This window comes from Rhizobium sp. CB3060, assembly GCF_025200735.1.
Classification (GTDB): domain Bacteria; phylum Pseudomonadota; class Alphaproteobacteria; order Rhizobiales; family Rhizobiaceae; genus Rhizobium.
In genome coordinates this window covers 2,151,531-2,175,452 of record NZ_CP104158.1, presented here as the reverse complement: position 1 = coordinate 2,175,452, position 23,922 = coordinate 2,151,531, and the positions used below count along the sequence as shown (strand labels likewise).

Annotated in this window: 21 protein-coding genes; 10 read left to right on the top strand and 11 right to left on the bottom strand. The window is 58.9% G+C overall.

Annotated elements, in window-relative coordinates:
* Positions 1-127 precede the first annotated feature (127 nt).
* Together N2601_RS10575 and N2601_RS10570 are read right to left on the bottom strand one after the other, a co-directional pair.
* The gene (locus N2601_RS10575) at positions 128-1,294 is read right to left on the bottom strand and encodes a hypothetical protein (RefSeq protein WP_260303070.1); all 1,167 of its coding nucleotides are present in this window, start codon (positions 1,292-1,294) and stop codon (positions 128-130) included.
* A gap of 116 nt (positions 1,295-1,410) precedes the next feature.
* A complete protein-coding gene (locus tag N2601_RS10570) occupies positions 1,411-1,872 on the bottom strand; it encodes a tRNA (cytidine(34)-2'-O)-methyltransferase (RefSeq protein WP_260303977.1) in 462 nt (153 codons plus the stop codon).
* Between the two features lie 397 nt (positions 1,873-2,269).
* On the opposite strand from N2601_RS10570, the gene N2601_RS10565 reads away from it, so the two are divergent.
* Entirely contained in the window at positions 2,270-4,123 is a 1,854-nt protein-coding gene (locus tag N2601_RS10565) for an ABC transporter ATP-binding protein (protein WP_260303069.1), read from the top strand.
* A 453-nt stretch (positions 4,124-4,576) separates the two neighbouring features.
* On the top strand, positions 4,577-6,439 hold the full coding sequence (locus N2601_RS10560) for an ABC transporter ATP-binding protein (RefSeq protein WP_104823753.1): 1,863 nt from the start codon (positions 4,577-4,579) through the stop codon (positions 6,437-6,439).
* Between the two features lie 55 nt (positions 6,440-6,494).
* Here the strand turns inward: N2601_RS10560 and N2601_RS10555 are convergent, their stop codons facing one another.
* Positions 6,495-7,442: an endonuclease/exonuclease/phosphatase family protein gene (locus tag N2601_RS10555; RefSeq protein WP_104825156.1), complete on the bottom strand. Its 948-nt coding sequence runs from the start codon at positions 7,440-7,442 to the stop codon at positions 6,495-6,497.
* 469 nt (positions 7,443-7,911) lie between these two features.
* Here N2601_RS10555 and petA point away from each other — a divergent pair, with 469 nt between their 5' ends.
* From petA to N2601_RS10535, 4 genes are all read left to right on the top strand, one after another.
* Positions 7,912-8,490 (top strand): ubiquinol-cytochrome c reductase iron-sulfur subunit, encoded by a 579-nt coding sequence (gene petA / locus N2601_RS10550; protein WP_104823752.1) that lies wholly within the window; start codon positions 7,912-7,914, stop codon positions 8,488-8,490.
* 14 nt (positions 8,491-8,504) lie between these two features.
* The gene (locus N2601_RS10545; protein ID WP_104823751.1) at positions 8,505-9,779 is read left to right on the top strand and encodes a cytochrome b; all 1,275 of its coding nucleotides are present in this window, start codon (positions 8,505-8,507) and stop codon (positions 9,777-9,779) included.
* Positions 9,780-9,804: 25 nt separating this feature from the next.
* The gene (locus tag N2601_RS10540) at positions 9,805-10,671 is read left to right on the top strand and encodes a cytochrome c1 (RefSeq protein ID WP_104823750.1); all 867 of its coding nucleotides are present in this window, start codon (positions 9,805-9,807) and stop codon (positions 10,669-10,671) included.
* A 119-nt stretch (positions 10,672-10,790) separates the two neighbouring features.
* On the top strand, positions 10,791-11,333 hold the full coding sequence (locus N2601_RS10535) for an adenine phosphoribosyltransferase (protein ID WP_104823749.1): 543 nt from the start codon (positions 10,791-10,793) through the stop codon (positions 11,331-11,333).
* A gap of 40 nt (positions 11,334-11,373) precedes the next feature.
* On the opposite strand, the gene N2601_RS10530 is transcribed toward N2601_RS10535, so the two are convergent.
* Complete coding sequence (locus N2601_RS10530) at positions 11,374-11,841, bottom strand: MaoC family dehydratase (protein ID WP_104823748.1); 468 nt, start codon at positions 11,839-11,841, stop codon at positions 11,374-11,376.
* A complete protein-coding gene (locus tag N2601_RS10525; protein WP_104825155.1) occupies positions 11,838-12,302 on the bottom strand; it encodes a MaoC family dehydratase in 465 nt (154 codons plus the stop codon). The genes N2601_RS10530 and N2601_RS10525 overlap by 4 nt, the downstream gene beginning before the upstream one ends.
* Positions 12,303-12,481: 179 nt before the next feature.
* On the opposite strand from N2601_RS10525, the gene N2601_RS10520 reads away from it, so the two are divergent.
* On the top strand, positions 12,482-13,603 hold the full coding sequence (locus N2601_RS10520; protein WP_104823747.1) for a hypothetical protein: 1,122 nt from the start codon (positions 12,482-12,484) through the stop codon (positions 13,601-13,603).
* A gap of 21 nt (positions 13,604-13,624) precedes the next feature.
* Here N2601_RS10520 and ychF read toward each other — a convergent pair whose 3' ends face one another.
* Positions 13,625-14,728, bottom strand: coding sequence for a redox-regulated ATPase YchF (gene ychF / locus N2601_RS10515; RefSeq protein ID WP_104823746.1), 1,104 nt, complete (start codon positions 14,726-14,728; stop codon positions 13,625-13,627).
* Positions 14,729-15,020: 292 nt separating this feature from the next.
* On the opposite strand from ychF, the gene clpS reads away from it, so the two are divergent.
* Complete coding sequence (gene clpS / locus N2601_RS10510; RefSeq protein ID WP_104823745.1) at positions 15,021-15,332, top strand: ATP-dependent Clp protease adapter ClpS; 312 nt, start codon at positions 15,021-15,023, stop codon at positions 15,330-15,332.
* Positions 15,333-15,349: 17 nt separating this feature from the next.
* On the opposite strand, the gene N2601_RS10505 is transcribed toward clpS, so the two are convergent.
* The 5 genes from N2601_RS10505 to N2601_RS10485 form a co-directional block, all read right to left on the bottom strand.
* Complete coding sequence (locus N2601_RS10505) at positions 15,350-15,829, bottom strand: GNAT family N-acetyltransferase (RefSeq protein ID WP_104823744.1); 480 nt, start codon at positions 15,827-15,829, stop codon at positions 15,350-15,352.
* A 1-nt stretch (position 15,830) separates the two neighbouring features.
* Positions 15,831-16,547: an aminoacyl-tRNA hydrolase gene (gene pth / locus N2601_RS10500; protein WP_104823743.1), complete on the bottom strand. Its 717-nt coding sequence runs from the start codon at positions 16,545-16,547 to the stop codon at positions 15,831-15,833.
* A 75-nt stretch (positions 16,548-16,622) separates the two neighbouring features.
* Complete coding sequence (locus N2601_RS10495) at positions 16,623-17,354, bottom strand: substrate-binding periplasmic protein (protein WP_104823742.1); 732 nt, start codon at positions 17,352-17,354, stop codon at positions 16,623-16,625.
* A gap of 15 nt (positions 17,355-17,369) precedes the next feature.
* Positions 17,370-19,736, bottom strand: a complete 2,367-nt coding sequence (locus tag N2601_RS10490) for an EAL domain-containing protein (protein WP_104823741.1) — start codon at positions 19,734-19,736, stop codon at positions 17,370-17,372.
* A gap of 246 nt (positions 19,737-19,982) precedes the next feature.
* A complete protein-coding gene (locus N2601_RS10485; RefSeq protein ID WP_104823740.1) occupies positions 19,983-20,600 on the bottom strand; it encodes a 50S ribosomal protein L25/general stress protein Ctc in 618 nt (205 codons plus the stop codon).
* Positions 20,601-20,895: 295 nt separating this feature from the next.
* Here N2601_RS10485 and N2601_RS10480 point away from each other — a divergent pair, with 295 nt between their 5' ends.
* The gene (locus tag N2601_RS10480) at positions 20,896-22,338 is read left to right on the top strand and encodes a hypothetical protein (RefSeq protein ID WP_104823739.1); all 1,443 of its coding nucleotides are present in this window, start codon (positions 20,896-20,898) and stop codon (positions 22,336-22,338) included.
* A gap of 113 nt (positions 22,339-22,451) precedes the next feature.
* Positions 22,452-23,906: a hypothetical protein gene (locus N2601_RS10475; protein ID WP_104823738.1), complete on the top strand. Its 1,455-nt coding sequence runs from the start codon at positions 22,452-22,454 to the stop codon at positions 23,904-23,906.
* The last annotated feature ends 16 nt before the right edge of the window (positions 23,907-23,922 follow it).

Sequence of the window (23,922 nt, the reverse complement as noted above, 5' to 3'; positions counted from 1 at the left end):
TCAGTGCCTGGGAACGACTGGTGAGCAGCAGCAATTTTGCTCGCCGGCTAATGATTATATGTCTCCGGTGGCTCGCGGTTCAACACTGCGAACGACATATCTGACAATATTTGCGGGGCGCCTGATTTTAATGCGGCTTGGGCGGCTGCATTTCACCGGATCGGTCGGCTTGCCTCGGCGGGATGTCAGGCAACGTTCTTTCAGAGAAGGCTTCTTTCACCTTCTTGATCGTTGCGGGGCGACGCGCCGGGCGCTCCGAGGACTGCGGGACGGCGGTTTCCGTTGTCGAGGCATTCGATGCCTCCCGCTCGGCCACGACATGTAGGGCCGGCGCCGCTTGAGCCTCTTCCGAAATCGCGGTCGTGGCTAAAATCTCTTTGAGCACTGTGGTGACAGGCAAATGGCCGGCCAGATCCGTGTTGGTGTGGTGCCAGGCATGCGGAATGCGCTGATCGGCCGGAATGAATGGCCTGGAGTTCATCTCGCCGAACCAGTCCCATTCGCCGATGATATCGACGACGTCGGAAAAGATCGGCGGCATGGCGATGCGGGCGCCGATGGTGACGATCTTCAATATCTTCGCCAATGTCGCGGCCCTGGCCTCATCCTGCTTGCAGAGATCGTGAAGGGCGGCCGAAATGACCAGATTGCCTTTCGAATGGCCGGCCAGGAGGCGGAAGGAGAATCGAGGATCGGCAAGAAGCGCCCGCACGGTCCGGGTGTCGAGGCTGGTGCGCGAGGCTGTTTCGTCGTCATTCTTGTCGGCGACCCCGAATTTGGGTCGTCCGGCAAAATCATCCAGCATTTGGAAGACGGGCCGCAGACCTTTCATATGGCCAAAGAAGAAGTGGCCGCCAAAGGCCTCTGTGACGATGTCAGCCAGACCATATCCTGAAACGACGATGGCGACCGGCGCGCCGATGGCGTCGGCGACATTGCGGGCGAAGGCAGCAGCACCAAGGGCGGAGCCGCCGATGCCCGCGACGGCCAGCGCCTGGGCATCGCCACCGCCGCGAAGTGCGAACTCCTCAAGCGTTTCGCAGAGAGTTATCGCAGCACCGCCGCTCGGCGGCACGATCATGATCGAGCCTTCGGCTGCAAGCGAACCGCTGATGTAGAAGGCCTCTTCCGGGGTGATGACCTTGACGTCATAAAACAGGGCATCGAGCGCAGTGTTGCGCTGGCGCAAGGCTTCCAGAGTGAGATTGCGTAGCGGCGAGCGCTGCAGCCGTTCAGGGAGACTGAGAGTGCGCGCGAATTGGGTAAGGGTGAGGGTGAATGCCGTCTGGAACATGGGTCACCTCGCCAGAGCTGCCGTTAGGTAAAGCACTTCCAGGAGAAAGCTTCTCACACTTTACCCGACGTGCCAACGGCAATTGGCCACTGCAGCGTTCAGATTTGCCGCGACATTTATGACCAGTTTGTCTGCCGCAGTGCCTCGCCCGAAATCATCGCTGCAGACATGGCGACATTGATGGAGCGCTGTCCAGCGACCATCGGGATCAGGATGCGACCATCGGCCTTTTCGTGCACATGATCGGGCACACCGGCGCTCTCGCGGCCGAAGAGCAGGATGTCGTCTTCCCGAAAGGTGAAATCCGTATAGCGTTCGGCCGCCTTGGTGGAGGCGAGCACCAGACGCCGCCCGCTTTCCGCCCGCCAATCCTCGAAACGTTCCCAATTGACATGTCGCGTCAGCGTGACGGTGGCGAGGTAATCCATGCCGGCGCGCTTGAGATTGCGATCCGATATGTCGAAACCGGCTGGCTCGATGATGTCGACGCCAAGGCCGAGGCAAGCGGCGAGTCGAAGGATCGTGCCGGTGTTGCCGGGAATGTCGGGCTGGTAGAGGGCGATGCGCAGCGAAGTCATAATCTGCAACTAACGAAATTGCCGGGCGTTGTCTTCGCCTTTTGTCGAATCCCTTGTTTCTGTGATGTCTTCATCAGCAGAATTGAAGATTTCAGGCGCGTTTTTGGGCACATTTCGCTTTCCAAAGCGATTAATGCACGGTAAAAGAGAACCGCTCTACAACTTGCGACATAGGAGGCTCAGATGAATATTTTGTTTGTGATGATGCGCCTCCGAGCCGTGGCCGCGCGGCCATGATGCGGGCGCTTTAAAGCGCGTTTTTGCAAGTTTCCCCTTTTTTGATTCATTGCGCGGCCGATATGGCCTCGTTCTTTCATCACCCGGCCACCATATCAGTCCGCGATCCCCTTTAGACGCGGAAGCGGTGGCCGAAGGGCCTGAGTCTTTGGAGCATTTCATGTTTGGCTGGTTCGAACAGCGACTAAACCCTTTTCCAAGCGAAGTGCCGCATGTTCCGCCGCGGGGTCTCTTTGCCTTCTGCTGGCATTATACCAAGCCGGCCGCGCCCTGGCTCATTGCCATGGCCATTCTCACCATGCTGATCGCGGTCGGGGAAGTGGCTTTGTTCCAGTTCCTGGGCGATATCGTCGACTGGCTGTCGCATGCGGACAAGGCGACATTCCTGCAGACGGAATGGCATAAGCTCTTCTGGATGGGCGCGATGGTGCTGGTCGGTCTGCCGCTCGCGGCGGTGCTCGACTCCATCATCATGCATCAGGTGCTGCTCGGAAACTATCCGATGATTGCCCGCTGGCAGATGCATCGCTTCCTGCTGCGCCACAGCATGACCTTCTTCGCCAACGAGTTCGCCGGCCGCGTCGCCACCAAAGTGATGCAGACCTCGCTTGCCGTGCGTGAAGCGGTGATGAAGATCCTCGATGTCTTCGTCTATGTCGTCACCTATTTCCTGTCGATGATCCTGGTCATCGCTGCGGCGGATTGGCGGCTGATGCTGCCGATCCTCGCATGGCTCCTGATCTATATCGGCATCGTCAGCTATTTCGTGCCGCGACTGCGCAAGATCGCAGCCGCTCAGGCGGATGCACGCTCGACGATGACAGGACGGGTGGTCGACAGCTATACGAACATCGCGACGGTGAAGCTGTTTTCGCATGCAGGCCGCGAAGAGGGCTACGCCAAAGCAGGCATGAGCGAATTCCTGCAGACCGTCTACGGGCAGATGCGCAAGGTGACGCTGTTCTACATCGCGGTCTACGTCAACAACTGCGTGGCCTTGTTCGTCATTTCGGCGCTGTCGATCTGGTTCTGGCTGAGCGGCTCGATCTCGATCGGCGCGATCGCCATCGCCATCGGGCTTGCCATGCGCGTCAACGGCATGTCGCAATGGATCATGTGGGAAGTCTCGGCACTGTTTGAGAACATCGGCACGATCTATGACGGCATCGAGATGCTGACGAAGCCGCATGACATCGTCGACGTGCCGGCCGCACCCGCGATCACGGCCAAGCAGGGCGCGATCCATTTCGATCATGTCCGCTTCCACTACGGCAAGGCCAATGGTGTCATCGAAAACCTGACCTTCGATATCCATGCGGGTGAGAAGGTGGGTCTCGTCGGCCGCTCCGGCGCCGGCAAGACGACGCTGATGAACCTGCTGCTTCGTTTCTACGATCTCGAAAGCGGGCGCATCACCATCGATGGCCAGGATATCGCCAAGGTGAGCCAGGACAGCCTGCGTTCGCTGATCGGTGTGGTGACGCAGGATACGTCGCTGCTGCACCGCTCGATCCGCGACAACATCGCCTATGGTCAACCGGAGGCGACCGATGCGGAGGTGATCGAGGCGGCCAAGCGCGCCAATGCCTGGGAGTTCATCGAAGGGCTGACGGATATGCAGGGTCGCAAGGGGCTCGACGCTCAGGTCGGTGAGCGCGGCGTCAAGCTCTCCGGCGGCCAGCGGCAGCGCATCGCGATTGCCCGCGTCTTCCTGAAGGACGCGCCGATCCTGGTGTTGGACGAAGCGACCTCGGCGCTCGATTCCGAAGTGGAAGCGGCGATCCAGGAAAACCTCTTCGCGCTGATGCAGGGCAAGACGGTGATCGCCATCGCGCACCGTCTGTCGACATTGACCGAGATGGACCGCCTCATCGTCCTCGACAAGGGCCGCATCATCGAGACGGGCACGCATCACGATCTGGTCCAGCACGGCGGCATCTACGCTGACCTCTGGAGCCGGCAGTCCGGTGGGTTCCTGGCGGACCACGAAGAGGCCGAGGCGGCGGCGGAATGAAAAGAGGGCGGGCTTCGGGCTCGCCCTTTTTGTTTCGGCTAGCTCATGTCGCTGCGTGGAACTGCCTTATTCGATCTTTGTTGTTTCTTATCTATTGAGAACAATTAGGAGGTTATGATGGCCTTATCCAGCGGTCCGCGAATGCTTATCAGTTGCTGCACAATCGCCATTGACTGGATCGCCTCGCCATTTCGACAACCCGGATATCGATGGTCTGAGATCGCGTACAGTATTGGGTTTCGAGACAATTCGCGTTTATTACCTTGTCCGAGGTGAAACCCTCGTCGTCGTACGCGTCTTGAATGGGCGGCGTGACTTGCAAAGCATTCTGGATGTCGACGACAGGGCGCCGTGAATCGTAGCGCTTTCCCTACGTCAAACATGACAAAAATATAAGATTCCATCACGCCTACTTTCCTTTGCACCCCAGGCGAAACCACCTATATCGCTGGGATGCTGATCCGTTCCGTCTATCGCCTGTTCGAAACCTGGATTGATCCCTATTACCGCACTGGCGACCTGCGTCCGCCGCGGTCGCTTTGGGCTTTCATCTGGTACTATGTCGGTCAGGCGAAGGGGCCGTTTCTGGCGATGGCGGCGCTCGGTGGTGCAGTGGCGGTGCTGGAGGCGGCGCTGTTCTGGTTCGTTGGCCATCTGGTCGATATCCTAGACAAGGTGCAGCCGGGAGCGGGCTGGGCAGGGTTGCTTTCCGGCCATGGCGGCGCGCTGCTTGGCATGGTTTTCGTCGTGCTGGTCGTCCGCTTCGTGGTGGTCAGCCTCGGGGCGCTGGTCGAGGAGCAGGTCGTCGTACCCGGCTTCCTCAATCTCGTGCGCTGGCAGGCCTATGTGCATGTCGCGCGCCAGTCGGTGAGTTTCTTCCAGAATGATTTTTCCGGCCGCATCGTCACCAAGGTCTGGTCGGCGGGGCAATCGACCGGCGATCTCGTCGTCTCGCTGCTGCAGGTGGTCTGGTTCATCATCATCTATGCCGCCTCGACCATAGCGCTGGTCGGCGGGCTTGATTGGCGCCTGGCGCTGGTGATCGCGATCTGGATCTGCATATTTTCGCTGCTTGCCCGCTATTTCGTGCCGCGCATCCGGCGACACGCGCGCAACGCTGCCGAGGCATCTTCGATGCTGAACGGCCGCATGGTCGATGCCTATGCCAATATCCAGACGTTGAAGCTCTTCGGCCGCGAAGAGCAGAACGATGATTATATTCGCAACGGCTTCGATCGCTTCCTGGCCGCCGTCATGCCTTTCACGCGGCTTCTGACCGGCGTGCGCTCGTCGCTGGCCCTCCTGTCAGGCGTGATGATCACGACGATCGCGGCGCTTGCCATCCATCTTTGGCTTGCGGGCGAGATTTCCACCGGCGGCGTCGCCTTCACGCTCAGCATGGTATTGCGGCTCAACATGCTCTTCGGCCGCATGATGGCGCAGTTCAATGCGATCATGCGCAATCTCGGCACGATCCAGAATTCCGCCGAGATGGTCTCGGAGCCGATCGGCCTGGTCGATCGGCCGGGCGCCAGGGATCTGCAGATCGTCCATCCGGAAATTCGCTTCGAGCACGTGACCTTCCACTACGGTCGCGGCAGTGGCGTCATAGACAATTTTTCATTGACCGTTCGTGCCGGCGAGAAAGTCGGCATCGTTGGTCGCTCCGGTGCCGGCAAGACGACACTCGTCAATCTGCTGCTGCGCTTCTACGATCTCGAAGGCGGACGCATCCTGATCGATGGACAGGACATCGCCGCGGTCCGGCAGGAATCGCTGCGCGGCGAGATTGGCATGGTGACGCAGGATACCGCGCTGCTCAATCGTTCCATCCGCGACAATATCCTCTTTGGTCGTCCGGAGGCGAGCGAGGAGCAGATGGCGCAGGCGACACGGCGGGCGGAGGCGGATACGTTCATCGCGACGCTGGAGGACCAGAAGGGCCGCACGGGCTATGCCGCCCATGTCGGTGAGCGCGGCGTCAAATTGTCAGGCGGCCAGCGCCAGCGTATCGCGATTGCCCGCGTCATGCTGAAGGACGCGCCGATCCTGGTGTTGGATGAGGCGACCTCGGCGCTGGATTCCGAGGTCGAGGCCGCGCTGCAGTCCAATCTGGAAGCATTGATGGAAGGCAAGACGGTGCTTGCGATCGCGCATCGCCTGTCCACCATTGCCAAGCTCGACCGGCTGATCGTCGTCGACAAAGGCAGGATCATCGAAGAGGGTACCCATGACGAGCTGATTGCCCGCGGCGGCCTCTATTCCGAACTCTGGGCGCGCCAGTCGGGCGGCTTCATAGCAGCCGAGGCCGAGTAGGCTGTCACCAAAATGTCAGACAGCTTTCCGGATAAGCTTGAGCAAAATCAAAGAGCTATTTTGAAACGCTGAACTCCGTCATCAAACCGAAATGGTTCGATCCCATGGCGTCTGTTATCTGTTGCACGGATTTCAGCCGCAGCGGCGGGCGCGCGAAGACATGGTCGATGGAAATGCCATAGGCGCCGGCCATGATCGGCCAGGTGGCGGGTTCTGGAAAGGTGTGACGCAGACCGGTGTCGTTCAGGAAGCCTCGCATATCGGGCGCAATGACCGAAGCGTTGAAATCGCCGGCGACGATCAACGGCCCTTGAATATCTTTCAGGATCGGGCCGAGTATATCCAACTCTATTCCATGAAACTCGTCGAAATAGGGTTTGCTGAGGTGGGCTGAGACAAAGTTAACCGGCTGACCATCCATGTCGATGGTCGCGAGAACGAAGCGATTGTCCCAAAGGCTGCCGAGGCTGTGCATGACCTGCGTCTGGAATGGGCGCTTCGATAGCAGCAGGGAATCGCAATCGCTCGTCATGATGCCGCAGCCGATGCGGTTGGGATAGACGGCGGTTATTCGCTTCATCTCCGATTGGATCGGGCCTGCTTCGAAAATCTCCACGACATCAGCCTTCGAATTGACAATGAGGTCAGCGATCCGTGTGCCGTTTTCGAAATTGCTGTCTTCGATGTTGAAGGAGAGCAGGGTGAAGCTCTTGCTCGCATCGGCCGCTGCCGGCGGGTTGAGCGGAGGGGAGGCAGCATATTCGCGCAGCATCACCACTGAATGAACCGCAAGCCCGGCACCGACAGCCACCAGGAAAACCGCATACCAATGCCGCTTGAAGAGGAGGGCGAGGAGGGCGAGCCCGATGCCGAAAAGGCTGATATGGGTCTGAAGGCTTTCGAAAAAGGCGAGCAGCCATACATCGGTAACATAACGCGCCGCAAGGATGGCCAGTGCCAGTGTAGCAAGGACGCATAGAACGCAGTAGATCGTGTGTCTCATGGTCATGTCCTCAGCCATATCTCCAATGGCTCATAGAGCGGCGGCGCAGCATAAAGGCGCATAAGTCGCTCCTTAAATCCATTCGGATTTAAGGAGTAGGAAGTAGAGCTTAGTATAGATCGGCGGTCAGCCTCATGCTGACCGGGGTGCATTGCAGCATTAAAATCACTGTTTATTTTGCGCTGCGATACGAAAATCTATAGGGCGAATCTCGCGATTTTTCATGCGCTTACGTCTATTTGACCGGCGGTGGGGATTTTAAGCTCGGCACTCACGGCCAAATAGCGCAGTTTTCCCGCGACATTGTGCCCGCACCCCTTGCCAAGACTGGACATAATTTGCGATCAAGCTTAGAACGCGGCGGGTTACGGAGGAATCTATGGCGGAATTATGGTCGCGTTGATTCGCCGGCAGTGAGGGGGTACCGCAGCGTCAAGCTGCGGGTTTTGCGGATGAGGATGGTCCAGCCTTGAGCGAGCACATTACGACGAATGAAACTACGGGCGAGCCTACTCGCCGAGATTTCCTTTATCTGACGACGGGCATGGCCGGCGCAGTGGGCGCAGTCGCCGTTGCCTGGCCGTTTATCGATCAGATGCGGCCGGATGCCTCGGCGCTCGCTCTTGCTTCTATCGAAGTCGATGTCTCGAGCCTGGAGCCCGGCATGTCGATGACGGTGAAATGGCGTGGTAAGCCGGTTTTCATCCGCAACCGCACGCAGAAGGAAATCGATGACGCGAAGGGTGCGCAGATCTCCGATCTGAAGGATCCGAACGCCCGCAATGCCAATTTGCCGGCGGATGCGCAAGCGACCGATGTCGCGCGTTCGGCCGGTGATGGGAAGGAAAACTGGCTTGTCATGATCGGCGTCTGCACGCATCTCGGCTGCATACCGCTTGGTCAGGCGGGAGAATACGGCGGTTGGTTCTGTCCCTGCCATGGTTCGGTCTATGATACCGCTGGTCGCATCCGCCATGGGCCCGCGCCGCAGAACCTCGCTATTCCGGTATATGCGTTTACCGCAGAAAAAAAGATCAAGGTCGGTTGAGGGGGAGCTGAATCATGAGTGGTCATTCGTCTTACGAGCCATCAACGGGGCTCGAAAAATGGGTCGACGCGCGGCTGCCGCTGCCGCGTATGGTCTATGACAGTTTCATCGCCTATCCGGTCCCGCGCAATCTGAACTATGCCTACACGTTCGGCGCCATGCTGGCCGTCATGCTCGTTCTGCAAATCCTGACCGGCGTCGTTCTTGCCATGCACTATGCGGCGGATACGACAATCGCCTTCAATTCGGTCGAAAAGATCGTTCGCGACGTCAATCATGGCTGGCTGCTGCGCTACATGCATGCCAACGGCGCGTCCTTCTTCTTCGTGGCGGTCTATCTCCACATTGCCCGCGGCCTTTACTACGGTTCCTATAAGGCGCCTCGCGAAATCCTCTGGATCCTCGGCGTGATCATCTATCTCCTGATGATGGCGACGGCTTTCATGGGCTACGTTCTGCCCTGGGGTCAGATGTCCTTCTGGGGCGCGACCGTTATCACCGGCTTCTTCTCGGCCTTTCCCTGGGTCGGCGACTGGATCCAGACCTTCCTGCTCGGCGGCTTCGCCGTTGACGATCCGACGCTCAACCGCTTCTTCTCGCTGCACTACCTGCTGCCGTTCATGATCGCGGGCGTGGTTGTCCTGCACATCTGGGCGCTGCATGTGACCGGCCAGACGAACCCGACCGGCGTCGAAGTCAAGTCGAAGACCGACACCGTGGCCTTCACACCCTATGCGACGCTGAAGGATGCGCTCGGCGTGTCTATCTTCCTGCTGGTGTTCGCCTATTTCGTCTTCTACCTGCCGAACTTCCTCGGCCATGCCGACAACTACATTCCGGCCAATCCGCTGAAGACGCCGGCCCACATCGTTCCGGAGTGGTACTTCCTGCCGTTCTACGCGATGCTGCGTTCGATCACCTTCAACATCGGCCCGATCGACTCCAAGCTGGGCGGCGTTCTGACGATGTTCGGCGCGATCATCGTGCTGTTCTTTCTGCCTTGGCTCGATACCTCCAAGATTCGCTCGGCGGTCTATCGTCCTTGGTACAAGCTGTTCTTCTGGCTGTTCATCGCTGATGCCATCCTGCTCGGCTGGCTCGGCTCGCAGCCGGCGGAAGGCATCTACACGACGGCTGCGCAGTTCGCGACGCTGTTCTACTTCCTGTTCTTCCTCGTCGCCATGCCGGTCCTCGGCCTGGTGGAAACACCGAGACGCATTCCGAATTCGATTACGGAAGCGGTTCTTGAAAAGCAGAACGGCAAAACAGCCGCTCCGGTTGAAGCATAACCGGCGACGATAGAGGAAGAGAACAATGAAAAAGCTTGTTGCCGGCCTTCTGTCGATCGCCCTCATCGGTGGCTTCGCGACCGTTGCCGCCGTTGCCGCGGAGACCAAGCCCGCCGCCGAAGCTGCGACGCCGCACTATCCGCTCAAGGAGCCGAGGGAGCAGCACTGGACCTTCTCCGGTCCCTTCGGCTACTACGACAAGGGGCAGCTTCAGCGCGGCCTGAAGGTCTATACGGAAGTCTGCTCCGCCTGTCATTCGATGAAGCTGGTTCCTTTCCGCACGCTGGAAGAACTCGGCTATTCGGAAGCGCAGGTCAAAACCTTCGCGGCCAATTATGAAGTACAGGACGGTCCGAACGCCCAGGGTGAGATGTTTACCCGCAAGGCGGTTCCATCTGACCACTTCCCGCCGCCGTTCCCGAACGATGAAGCGGCTGCGGCCTCGAACAATGGCGCGGTGCCGCCGGACATGTCGCTGCTTGCCAAGGCGCGTGAAGTCGAACGCGGTTTCCCGCAGTTCATCTTCGATATCTTCACGCAGTATCAGGAAGGCGGGCCGGATTATATCTACTCGCTGCTGACGGGTTATGAAGAGCCTCCGGCTGGCTTCACGGTTCCGCAGAACTCGCACTACAACCCGTATTTCGATGCTGCCGCGACCTTCGCCATGCCGAAGCCGCTCTCCGACGGCCAGGTCACCTATGACGATGGCTCGCCGCAGACGGTCGATCAATATGCAAGGGACGTCTCATCGTTCCTGATGTGGGCTTCGGAACCGCATCTCGAAGCCCGCAAGCAAACCGGCTTCATGGTCATCGTATTCCTGCTGATCTTCTCGGTGCTGATCTATCTCACCAAGCGGTCGGTCTACGCCAAGGCCGGCGCCCACTAAGCGGCTCGGCCGTATAATCAGAGAAGGGCGGTCGTCAGAGGCCGCCTTTTTTGTTGGTATCGTGCACGGGTCTTGATAGGGTGCGGCCGGCCCCATCATAGCCTGAGAGTACATATTTCATGAACACTATCGCTTCGGAGCTTGCCGCCAGCATCCGCTCCATTCCGGATTATCCAAAACCCGGCATCATCTTCCGTGACATCACCACGATGCTCGGCGATGCCAGGGCGTTTCGCCGTGCCGTGGATGCTCTCGTGCATCCCTATGCCGGCACCAAGATCGACAAGGTCGCCGGCATGGAAGCACGCGGTTTCATTCTGGGCGGCGCGGTGGCGCATCAGTTGTCGGCCGGCTTCGTGCCGATCCGCAAGAAGGGCAAGCTGCCGCACGATATCGTGCGCATCGCCTATAGCCTCGAATATGGGGTCGACGAGATGGAGATGCACCGCGATGCGGTCAATCCCGGCGAGAAGGTGATCCTGGTCGACGACCTCATCGCCACTGGCGGCACCGCCGTCGGCGCCACCCAATTGTTGCGCCAGATCGGCGCCCAGGTCGTTGCCGCCTGCTTCGTCATCGACCTCCCGGATCTCGGTGGCCGCAAGAAGCTGGAAGCGCTCGATGTGCCAGTTCACACCCTGGTGGAATTCGCCGGACATTGAGGAACAGCATGCCTTCGCCTCTAAAAGAGGGCGAGGGCATTTATTCGAACTCCAGCACGGTGCTCTCGAACCGTAACACCGCCGTGCCGTGCTGGTTGGTTCCGTCGCAAAGGATGGTGTTGAGCGTCCAGCCGGGGCGTGAGCTCAGTGGGCGGCTGGCGAGCAAGGTCACTCCGTAGGTGACAGTGTCGCCGGCAAAGACCGGGCGAAGCCATTGCAGCTTCTGGAAACCGGGCGAAGGGCCGAGATTCGGCGGTTTTCTGCCTTCGGCGTGGAGGCGGGCGGTTTCGCTTTTCCAATAGTCGACGAAGGTGCGCATCCAGACCGAGCAGGTGTGCCAACCGGATGCGCAAAGCCCGCCGAACAGCGTGTGTCTGGCCGCTTCTGCATCCATGTGGAAAATCTGCGGATCGAAGCGCGAGGCGAAACGGACGATATTTTCGACCGTGAACGTATGGCTGCCGATCTCGGCGCGCGCACCGATCGGATAAAGCTCCGTCATCTTCATGCTGAAGCCTCCGCGGGCAAGCGCATGCGGATCATCGTCGCATTTTCGCCGAGGCAAACCAGCTCACCGCGCTGGTTTTCTACCTCATGGCGGAACTTGACGATGCCGATGCCGGGGCGAGAACGCATGGCGCGGGATTCGAGCACGATCGACCGGCCCGACAGCGTATCGCCCGCCAGCACCGGCTTCTTCCAGTCCATGAAGTCGATACCCGGCGCGCCTTCGGCCTCGGTGTTGAGCAGATAGCTGTCGGTCATCATGCGCATGAACATTGCCGAGGTGTGCCAGCCGGAGGCGGCGAGCCCGCCCAGGATGCTGGCGCGGCCGGCAGCTTCGTCGAGATGCATCGGTTGCGGATCGAATTCGCGCGCAAACTCGACGATCTCTTCGGCAGTCACATGTTTCGGGCCGAGCGGAAACATTTGTCCGGCCTGAAAATCCTCATATGTCAGTTTTGCCATATTCGTCACCGACTTCTTCATTCCGTCCGTGCGCAATCGCACGGCAACCGGCAATGGCGCAAGCATTTTCATGGTCGCGACAGGAAAAGGGGTGCGGCGAATGGTGTGCTTCGCAGCCCTTGATTGTGCAGCGACGATGTGGTGAGGCTTGGCGACCGCAACACCACGCAGGAACAGACATGAGCGATCTCAAGACCGCGCTGGAAGGCGCCGCCGGCGAGGGGATCATCTCCTCGGATCAGGCCAGCAGGCTTTTGCCTTATCTGGCCGAGCGAAATATCGGCATCAAAGCGGCTGCCGTCAGGAACGATCTTTCGCAGCCTCGCGAGGACGATATTGCGAATCCGCTGGAGGACAGCGAAGCGCCGCGTTTCATCCGCGGCTTTCATGACGTGCTGATCACCATCGGCATCATCGTCCTGCTTTCCGGCTTGTGGGGGCTCGCCGGCTACTACGCGACGCTGCCGGCCATCATCATCCTGGCCGAAATCCTGGTCCGTCGCCAGCGTCTGGCGCTTCCCGCCGTCGTGCTGACGATCGCGCTGGTTTGCTTGACCTTCTGGGCAGCCGTGACGTATTTCGGCACCCGAAATGCCGCCAGCCCGGGCCTCATGACCTCTTGGATCATGATGGCCTTGCCATTGCCGCCGCTGCTGGCGCTGTATTATTGGCGCTATCGCGTACCGCTGTCGCTGGCGATGCTGCTCTTCTCGCTGTTCGTGCTCATGCTCGCCGGCGTCTTCTATCTGATCGGTCTTGCCTCCGGCGCATCGAATGTCGTCTTGAGTTATCCGCTGCAGTCGTTCGTCATCATGTTTACGGCTGCGCTCGGGGCATTTGCCGTGGCGATGCGCTTCGATCTTAGCGATCCCGACCGCAGGACGCGTCGCTCGGATGTGGCTTTCTGGCTGCATCTCGTGACGGCACCAGCTCTGCTTTACACGGCGTTCTTGCTGGTATTTCAGCTTGAGGCAGACAGGAGCGGCGCGTTCTTTGCCGGCACCGAGCATGGTACCTACGTGCAGGCGCTGACCATCGTCGCCATTGTGGTGGTCATGATGCTGATCGGCCTGATCATCGATAGACGTGCTTTCGTGACCGCAGGGTTGATGTCACTCGGCGTCGCGATCGGCGCCATTCTGCGGCAGAATAATGCCGGGCTCGACAAGGTCAGCTTCATCGTGCTGATGATCGTCGGCTTGATCGTGCTGGTGATCGGCGTCGGCTGGCCGCATCTGCGCCGCGCTGTCGTCCGGCTGCTGCCGGCATCGGTCCAGGGAAAATTGCCGGCGCTCCGGTGAGGCCGGCAATCCCGTCATGCCTTACGTGTTGAAGCGGAAATGGATGACGTCGCCGTCCTGGACGACGTATTCCTTGCCTTCGTCGCGCGCCTTGCCGGCTTCCTTGGCGCCTGTTTCGCCGTTGTAGGCGATGTAGTCGTCAAAGGCGATGGTATTGGCACGGATGAAGCCGCGTTCGAAATCCGAATGGATAACGCCGGCGGCCTGTGGAGCCTTGGTGCCCACTTCGATCGTCCAGGCGCGCGTTTCCTTGGGGCCGACAGTGAAATAGGTGATGAGGTGCAGCAGCTTGTAGCCGGCGCGGATCAGCCGGTCGAGGCCGGCTTCGTCGAGGCCGAGGGCGGAGAGGAATTCCTTGGATTCGTCTTCCGGCAACTGCGCGACTTCCGCTTCGATGGCGGCGGAAATGATCACCACTTCGGAATTCTGTTCCTTCGCCATGGCGGCGACGGCAGCCGTATGCTCGTTGCCGGTCGCTGCATCGGCCTCTGCGACATTGCAGACATAGAGGACCGGGTGAGAGGTCAGAAGGTTCAAGCCCTTGAGGATGCGGGTTTCTTCAGCGTCGAGCTTCGACAGCAGGGTGCGCACCGGCTTGCCTTCGTTCAGCAGTTGGAGCGAGGCTTCCATGATCGGCAGCATCGCCATGGATTCCTTGTCCTTGCCGGTGGCGCGCTTGCGCGTTTGCTCGGTGCGGCGCTCCAGGCTATCGAGGTCGGCAAGCATCAGCTCCGTCTCGATCGTCTCGGCGTCGGCGACCGGATTGATGCGGCCTTCGACGTGGGTGATGTCGCTGTCTTCGAAGCAGCGCAGCACGTGCACGATGGCGTCAACTTCGCGGATATTGGCGAGGAACTGGTTGCCCAGGCCTTCGCCTTTCGACGCACCACGCACCAGGCCGGCGATGTCGACGAAAGAGATGCGCGTCGGGATCAGCTCTTTCGACTTGGCAATGTCGGCAAGCTTGCGCATGCGCGGATCGGGAACCGCCACTTCACCCGTGTTCGGTTCGATCGTGCAGAAGGGATAATTCGCTGCCTGCGCCGCCGCGGTCTTGGTCAGCGCATTGAACAGAGTGGACTTGCCGACATTTGGCAATCCGACGATACCGCATTTGAAACCCATGGCACCTTGTCCATATCTTGAAAAACTTTGCTGTGCGTATGGGCGAAGGGCCGTTGCGGGTCAAGCCTTGCACGGCGGATGCGCCGTTTTTCTGTAGAGAAGGATGGTCGGAGGAATCCAGCGATTGTGATGGAGTCATGATGTTGCGGGCGGTGAGCGAAGCTGCTGTTCACGGTCGATTGATCTGACCGCCCTTCCGAAAACGTTGTTTTCCTTGAATGCTTGGTTGCGGTGCAGTATAAATTGCCCATCAGCCACAAATTTCTTTTCCCTGTCATCAACGGTGAGCCCGATGAGTGACAATGATGTCATCCTAAAACCCAAGACTAAGACGAAGCCGAAGCTCGATCGGCCGAAGCTTTATAAGATCATTCTCGTCAATGACGACTACACCCCGCGTGAATTCGTCATCATGGTGCTGAAGGCCGTGTTCCGTATGAGCGAGGAGACCGGCTATCGCGTCATGATGACCGCGCATAAGCTTGGCACCTGCGTCGTCATGGTCTGCGCCAGGGATATTGCTGAGACAAAGGCGCAGGAAGCGATCGATCTGGCGAAAAGCGCCGGCTTCCCATTGATGTTCACCACCGAACCGGAAGAATAGGCGCGGGCGGCGATATATCAGCCGGCGGCAGAACGCCGGATCTGGAAGCCTGTCTTGTCCTGTGAAAAGCCGCAATTGGCGTAGAAGCGCAGCGTCGCCGGATCCTTGGAGCCCGTGAGCAACATTACCTTATAGCAATTCTTCTCCCAGGCCGTCGCGACCGCCGTTTCGATCAACGCCCGAGCATGGCCGCGTTGGCGGTGATCGGCATGGGTGACGACGTTTTCGATCAGCGCATAGGAAGCGCCGCTACGCGTCAGGTTGGGGATAACGACCAGGGTGACCGAGGAAATGGCGAGTTCGCCTTCGAAGCCGACGAAAATTGTCATGCCCGGATGGGCAGAGATCGCGGCGAACCGATCCTCCGCAAATCCGGAATCCATATCGGGATCGTCGTGGTTGAGATGGCGGTAGAGAGCTAGCAGCGGCGGCAGGTCGCCGGCTGTGGCCGGGCGGATGACAATACCCGCGGCCCCGTCTCCCGCTGCCTCAGCCATTTCAATCGTCCTTCTTGCCGAACATTCTCTTCAGCATCTCGGCCATCGGGCCGCTCTCAGGCATTCGTGGCTGGTTGTGACTGCGGGCCTGATGGATGTGCGATTTGGCCACGGCCTTCTTTTCCGGCTTCGGCGTCTCTTCTTCCGCCTTACCGCCGAGGGCAAGAGCGATCTTGTTCATAAGCTGCGAATCTTCGCCGCGCACGAGCATGTCGGCATTGTCGGCGAGCGCGTCGAATAGAGGTTCCAGCCAGCTCCGGTCCGCCTTGGCGAAATCGCCGAGCACATGATTGTGCACCAGCTCCTTGATGCCGGGATGACCGATGCCGAGACGCAGCCGCCGGTATTCCCGGCCGCAATGGGCATCGATCGATTTGATGCCGTTATGGCCGCCATGGCCGCCGCCGGTCTTCAGCCGCGCCTTGCCGGCCGGCAGATCGAGTTCGTCATAGATCGCCACTAGGTCGGAAGGCTCCAGCTTGTAGAAGCGCATGGCCTCGCCGACGGATTCGCCGGAAAGGTTCATGAAGGTCTGCGGCTTGATCAGCAGAACTTTCTGGCCGCCGAGCTCGCCTTCCGAAATCTCAGCCCTGAATTTTTTCGACCAGGGCGAAAAGCTGTGGCGGCGGTGGATCGCGTCCACGGCCATGAAGCCGATATTGTGACGATTGCCTTGATATTTGGCGCCGGGATTGCCGAGACCCGCGATAAGAAGCATTGCGCTTCACCCCTTGGAAAATGCTGATGCCCTTCACCACAGGGAATTAGCGGCAAAGTCAAGGCGGCAACCTCGTCAGTTGCCGAGGTTCAGGCCGTACTTCAGGAATATCTGCTTCTGCGTTCCGCCGGCGATCAGCTTGTCGAGCGCAGCCTGCATCTTCTTCAGAATATCGTCCGGGAAATCCTTCTGGCAGGCGATGCCCATCGCCTGTTCGGAGAGGACGGTGACCTGTTCGACGGCATCGCCTTCCTTTTTCAGCTTGTCAAAATAGAGGACCGAGATCGGCATGAGGTCGATACGGTCACTCATCAGCTTTTTCAGCGTCGCCCGGAAATCGGCGCCGACATCGATCCGCGGAAAGTTGGCTTGCCGCAACACAGTCTCGGTATAATCGCCCCGCCATGTGCCGACGAGATAGTTCCGAGCTTCGTCGAGCGTGTCGGCGGTTACGGGGGACCCGGTATGCTTGATCAGAACATTGCGATCGATCAGCAACGGTTGAACCCATTTGAACAGCTTGTCGCGCGCGTCATTGTGAGCGGTGACAAAAACGCAGGTCATCGGTACGGTCAGTGCCTGATTGTAGGCGCGCGCCCAGGGCAACACATCGATCGAATAGTCGACGCCGATGTCGGTCATAATCTTCTCCACCTGCTCGACGGCCGCGCCCATGGGAGTCTTGCCTTCGCGATAGTTGAAAGGCGGATATTCCTCGGTGGTAAAATTGACGGTTGCGGCTTTAGCCGTGTGATGAAGGCTGAGAGAGGACAGGCTGAAAAATACCAGAAGAAGCAGTTTTCGCATGTAGTTCCTCTTTCTCTATGATGCTTGCGCTACGGGGGTGAGGTAGTCAGCCTGCGGTCCCGCAAGCGCCTTCATGAGATCGTTCGGATGCTGCGGCCGGTGGAACAGGTAGCCCTGGCCATAGTCGAGCCCCATGGCGCGCAGGGTTGCGCACTCTTCCTCGGTCTCGATGCCTTCCGCAATAACGGTGCAGTTCATCTTGTGCGACAACGTCGTGATGCTTTCGACCAGCATGCGGCTCTTAAGGCTGACATCGGAGGCAGTATCGTTGATTGCGCGGACGAAGGATTGGTCAATCTTGATGATGTCGACCGGGAAGCGGTTGATATAGCTCAGCGACGAGTAGCCAGTGCCGAAGTCGTCGAGAGCGATGCGGCAGCCATAACGGCAGATCTCGTTGATGACCGTGCGTGTCTCCGGATTGTCGTCCATCAGCACGGCTTCGGTGATTTCGACGACGATACGTTCCGGGCGGATATCGTGGCGGGAGAGCAGGGCCGCGATGCGCATCGGCAGGCCAGACTCGAATTGCAGCGGCGAGAAATTGATGGCGAGGTAGGTATTCTGCATGCCGTCGAGGCGTGAGAGACGGGCGAAGTGGGAAATTGCCTTTTCCATGATGCGGTTGCCGATGCGTATGATCGAGCCGGTCTCCTCGGCAACGTCGATGATCCGGGCCGGCGGCAGGATACCCTTCTGCGGATGATGCAGCCGCATCAGCGCCTCGAAGCCAGCGATGGAGCGGTCATCGATATTGACGATCGGCTGCAGGTGCGCTTCGAACCAGTCGTCGCTCAGGCCACTTTCGATATGGCTCTCCAGCTCAGCCCGGCGGCGGGAATCGTCCAGCATGCTGTTATCGAAGATCTGCGCGCCGTTCTTGCCGTCGCGCTTTTTGGCATACATTGCTATATCGGATTTCAACAGCAGTTCTGCGGCGTTGGCGGCCTGGCGTGGGTAGATGGCAATCCCGATGCTGGCGCTGAGGCGGGCATCGCCGCCGAAAGGCGTCTCGAAGACTTCGGCGATGCGGGCCGCCATATCGAATGCTCTTTTCTCGGCATCTTCGGCAAGCAGCAGGATGGCGAATTCATCGCCGCCGAGACGGGCGGCGATGTCGCCTGGGGTCAATCGTGCCTGCATGCGCGAAACCAGTTCGCGCAGCGCCGCGTCACCGGCGGCATGGCCCATGTTGTCGTTGATCCATTTGAAGCGGTCGAGATCGACGAAGAGGCAGGCGAGCTCGCGCTTGCGCAGATCCGCCTCGTTGATCTTCGCATCGAGTGCCGTCTCGAAACCTTGACGGTTCAAAAGGCCGGTCAGATGGTCGGTGATTGCCTGGCGCAGGTTGCGGTCTTCGGACTGCTTGAGGTCGGTGACGTCGGTCATGACCGAAAGCGTAAGGCCATCCTGGATGGCCGTCGTTTCGAGGATCAGCACGTCCATGACCCGGTCATCCCGGCACTGGAACTTCACCGTGACGTCGAGACGGGCAGCGCTGTCGAGACGGCTGCTCTTGCGTTCGGTGTATTCCTCGCGCGATTCCGGCAGGACCAGGCTCGCAAATTTACGTCCCAGCACATCGGCCCGACCATAGCCTGTGGCGGCGAGCCAATAATCGCTGACGGCGGCAATGCAATCGTCATCGTCGAGCGAAAACAGCATGGCCGGCGTCAGATTGTAGGTGTCGGTGGCGCGGCGGTGGGCAAGCTTCAGTTCGGTTTCTTCGCGCTCCAGCTTGCTCTGCATGTCGTTGAAGCTGCGGGCGAGGCGTCCCATCTCGTCGTTAGACTGCCAATCTACGTGATGGCGCGAGCCGAGTCGCCGGGTCGCCTCGACCGCGTGGGTCAGCCGCATCAGCGGCTGGATGATGAAGATGCGGTTGCCGATGAGGGCGGCGCCGAAGACGGTCAGGACGGCGAAGATGAAGATCGAGATGAAAACGATCTCCTCGTTCTTCAAGCCGTCGAAGAGACCGAGAGCTGGGTAGTAGACGGTGATGGTGCCGAGATTTTTCGCGCCGTCCACGCCGTTGTAGATGATCGGGCGGGCGATGGATTCCAAGAGGCCCTTGTAGGACCTCGGGATGGTGGATTGGGTAACATCGAGCTGGCCGGAGACGTCGCGGACATTGACCTTGACGACCGCGCCCTCGGCGACCGTCGTCGCGCTGATCTGGGTCACGCTGTCTTCATCGAGGTCCCATAGTGGCTTGGCCAGCGCCTGGGCATTGGCGACGAGCAGGACGGAAATATGGTCTTTGATTTCCTTTTCGGCGCGTTCGGACGAAAGGAAAAGGAACAACACGAAGAGCGGCGCGACGAAAACCAGCAGCGCGCCGCAGACGATCGCGAAAAACCTGTTCTCGACGGAATGGCTCATAGTTCCGCTTGCTCCCCAGTCGTAGACCGGCTGATCTTAGGGCTGGGCCTTTCTCTACAACTCTTTCGCGTAAACTTTCACGAATTTGTTAAATGTTGCTGAAACCGCGGGGTTAATGGATTTAAATAGAGTATTGATTTCAAAAATTATTAGATTTCTTATTTCTTTTATTAGAATCTATACATGAAAAACCCGCCGTCCCCTGAAGGGGAGGCGGGTCTGAATGTGTCGCGATAAAGAGGCCGATTAAGCGTTGGCTTCTTCTTCGCCGCCTTCTTCTTCGTCGGCAAGACCGGCAGCCGGAGCGGCGATCGTTGCGATCGTGAAGTCGCGGTCGGTGATGACCGGGGATACATTCTTCGGCAGGGTGATATCCGAGATGTGGATGCTGGCACCAGCCTTGTGACCGGACAGATCAACAGTGAAGAATTCCGGGATCGCATCGGCCGGGCAGTGGACTTCGACTTCGTGGCGAACGATGTTCAGCACGCCGCCAGCCTTGAGGCCCGGGGACTTTTCGTGGTTTTCGAAGTGAACCGGGATTTCAACGGTCACCTGGGTGTTGCCGGAGACGCGCAGGAAATCGACGTGGATCGTGAAGTCGCGGACCGGATCGAGCTGGTAGTCCTTCGGCAGAACCTTGATCTTCTTGCCGTCGACGTCGATCGTCGCGATCGTGGTGAGGAAACCACCGGCATGAATGCGCTTCGTCACCTCATTGGTGTTGAGAGCGATCGAAATGGGGGCCTGCTTGTCACCATAGATGACAGCGGGAATGAAACCGTTGCGGCGAAGTTCACGGGCGGACCCCTTACCAACCCGTTCGCGCGCCTCGGCCTTGAGCTCGTAGCTTTCCTGGCTCATGGCTATTCCTTTCGAGGTTATTTGGAGAGTTCATCCGTTCATCGGAATCGGGTGAACTGGAGGAGGGCGAGCCCTGCCTCATCCGCGTTGCCTCCAAGGGTGTCTACGCGGACGCGTGGCGTATAATACAAAGAGGCCGGCGGTGCAAGCATCTCTGGAGAAAGCGCATCTGTGATGACATTGCAACTCATGATAAAGAGCCGACGATGCTATTTCTATCAATGGCTTGACATATACCCTCGGCCTCTTCAACAGTCGAATCCAATCGATCAGCGTCAAAGGGAAAGGTCGGGTTATGCGCCCCAAGGCTATCGCCGCCGCCGCAGTTTTTTCCATCGGTCTCGCGGCCGTTTCGCAGGCGGCCGACGTCAATGAGCAGGGCGCGAAGGAGCTGCGCAATATCCTGACGCATTCGCTCTCGCGCGATCTCGCCCGCAGCGGTTTTGTCGCGGTCAAACCGGCCGGCGATCAATACGAGATTACCTACGATCTCGCGAAATTCTTCGACAAGGTCAATTCCAGCGCGTTTTCCGTCACCGGCTTGAAGCCGCTCTCGCTGTTCGCGCAGTCGCTCGATCAGGGCAGATGGCATCTGAAGGGCGACAACAGCGTTGATATCTCGGTTCATTCGCCTGCGTCCGACCTCACCTATTCGGTCGCATCCAGCTCCGTCGAAGGCATTTTCGATCCGGCGATCGAGATGATGCGCTCGATGCAGGTGAAGAGCAGCGGCGCCAAGTTCTCCAGTATCGGCAGCGGCAAAGATGCCGGACGTAAGGTGGATGCCACCATCGAGAGCGCATCCTTCACCCATGCGGTGACCGACAGTACCGAGGCCGGCAAAGTGGACCTGCAATCGCAGGGTATGCTGCAGCATTTCAGCGAACAAACTGCTGCACCCGGCGCGCCATCCGTTAACCTCAGCGCTGACAGCATCGACGTCAAAGTGACCGCGACGAGCTTGCCGGTGAAGGAGTTGCGTGAGCTCATTCGCTTCTTCGTCCAGCACATCAAGGCGAAACAGTTATCGGAGAGCGGCAGCAAGAAGTTCGAGGAACTGGTGCGCCGCGCCTTGCCGGTATTCGGCTCGCTGAATGAGACGGTGACGCTGAACAATGCGCTGTTTGCGACCGATAAAGGGAAGGTCGGCGTTAAGAGCTTAGACTATAGTTTCAAGATGGATGGTCTGACAAAGGCCTCCAACATCAATTTCGGTGTGCGGGCGGAACATTTCACGCCGGACGCCGATCTTATTCCGCCAGCTTATGCGGCTTTCCTGCCCGAGACGGTCGATGTGCAGCTCGGAATTCCCAACATCAACTTCGATGGTCTCGTCGACACGGTTCTGGAAGCCGTGGCGGAACGCGCCACGCCGATCTCGGGCGAAGCATTGAAGCGCACCATGTTCCCGAGCGGCTATGGGACCCTCGAATTCCCGAGGATCAGCGCGACTTCCAGTGTTTATGACGTTGAGGTTTCCGGCGCGTTGAAGGGTTCCACGAAGCACCATGCAAGCTATTCGCTGCAGGCGACCATTCTTGCACGCAATTTCGACGGGACCGTTGCCGCCATTCAAAATGCTGCAAAGACGGACCCGCAACTAAACAGCGTTTCCTTCAGCCTGCTGGCCGCCAAGGGCTTTGCCAAGACCGATCCGGATGGCCGTCTGCGCTGGGACGTCACGATGGATGAAAATCGGACCGTCACGGTGAACGGGCAGGTGATGAAGGCTCCCTGAGGCCACGTCCAGCTTGCAAGCCGGGGGGCGGGCAGCGTCATCATTCAATTGAGAATCACGTTTAGGGTTTTCCCGCTTTCAAATTGTTTTTCCTAGCATCACGGGGGTGAATTATGCGTTTTAAAACAGTTGCCGCTGCGGCAGTTTTCGCCGTTGGTCTGGCCGGCGCCTCGCAGGCAGCCGACGTCAATGAGCAGGGAGCAAAGGACCTGCTCGGCAACCTGACGCATTTCCTGCCCGACGATCTCGTTAAGAGCGGCTTTATTGCTGTGACGCCGACGAGCGGTCACTATGAAATCACCTATGACCTGCAGAAATTCTTCGACAAATTGAACGTCACCGGTTTCGACATTACCGGGCTGAAGCCGTTGATCGCCCTTGCGACACCGCTGGACAGCGGCCTGTGGAACATCGAGGGGAACAATGCGATCGACGTGACGGCGCGTTCGAAGCCGGGCAGCAGCCCGGATGCAGAATTCCGTTATGGGGTGGCATCGTCCAGTTTCACGGGCGTCTTCGACCCTGCTATCCACTATGTTCGCTCGATGGACGTGAAAGGCAACGGCATCACGCTCGCCACCAAGATGACTGACAATGGTGTGGAGAAAAACGATATCACGATCGATGGTATCAACTACGCGCTCTCGTCATCCAGCAGCGGCGAGCCGGATAAGCTCGACCTCCAGATGATCGGAGGCCTGCAATCCTTCCAAGACAAGGTTTCTTCCGATTCTGCGACGCTTGGCGAATTCAAAATCGGAGCGATCGATTTCAAGGCCAGTGCGACCAAGCTGCCGCTGAAGGCGCTGAACGAGATTTTGCGCTTCGTCTCCGACCACAAGGACACAAAAACCCTGTCCGACAGCGAAAGCGCGGCGCTCAAGGCATTGCTGCGGAACGCGATGCCGATTGCCGACTCGTTCGAAGAGTCGGTCTCCGCCAAGGATATTTCCGTGACGACTCCGCTCGGCAATGGCGGGCTGCAGCAGGTGGGTTACTCATTCAAGATGGCCGGGCCGGCCAACGCAGTGAATGCCGATTTCGGCATGCGTGCCGAAAAGCTGACCCTGGCCTCCGGCCTGGTGCCTGAGGACTATATCGCCTTCATTCCCGATGCCGCCGAACTGCAGATGCAACTTCCCAACCTGAATTTTACCGCCCTGTTGGATGTCCTGCAGCAGGCCGATTTCAGCAATCCCGAGGGCACGCCCTCCGTGGATGAAAAGTTGCAGCAGGCCATGTTCCCGGACGGAACGATGACGATCAATTTTCCGAAAATCAGCGCGGCTTCGGGCCTTTACGACATTGAGGCTTCCGGCAGCATGCGCGGTTGGTTGAACGAAAAGGACCGTGTCGCCTTGAAGATGACGGTGCTTGCCCGCGATCTCGACAAGACCATTTCTGCCGTTCAAGACGCCGCGAAGACGGAACCGGACCTCAATCAATTGTCCTTCGGTCTGATGATGGCCAAGGGGTTTGCAAAGACCGATCCCGACGGTCGCTCGCGTTGGGAGGTCAACATCGCCGAAGACGAGTCCGTGACGATCAACGGACAAGTCATCAAATAAGCCGCCCGAATTTCAG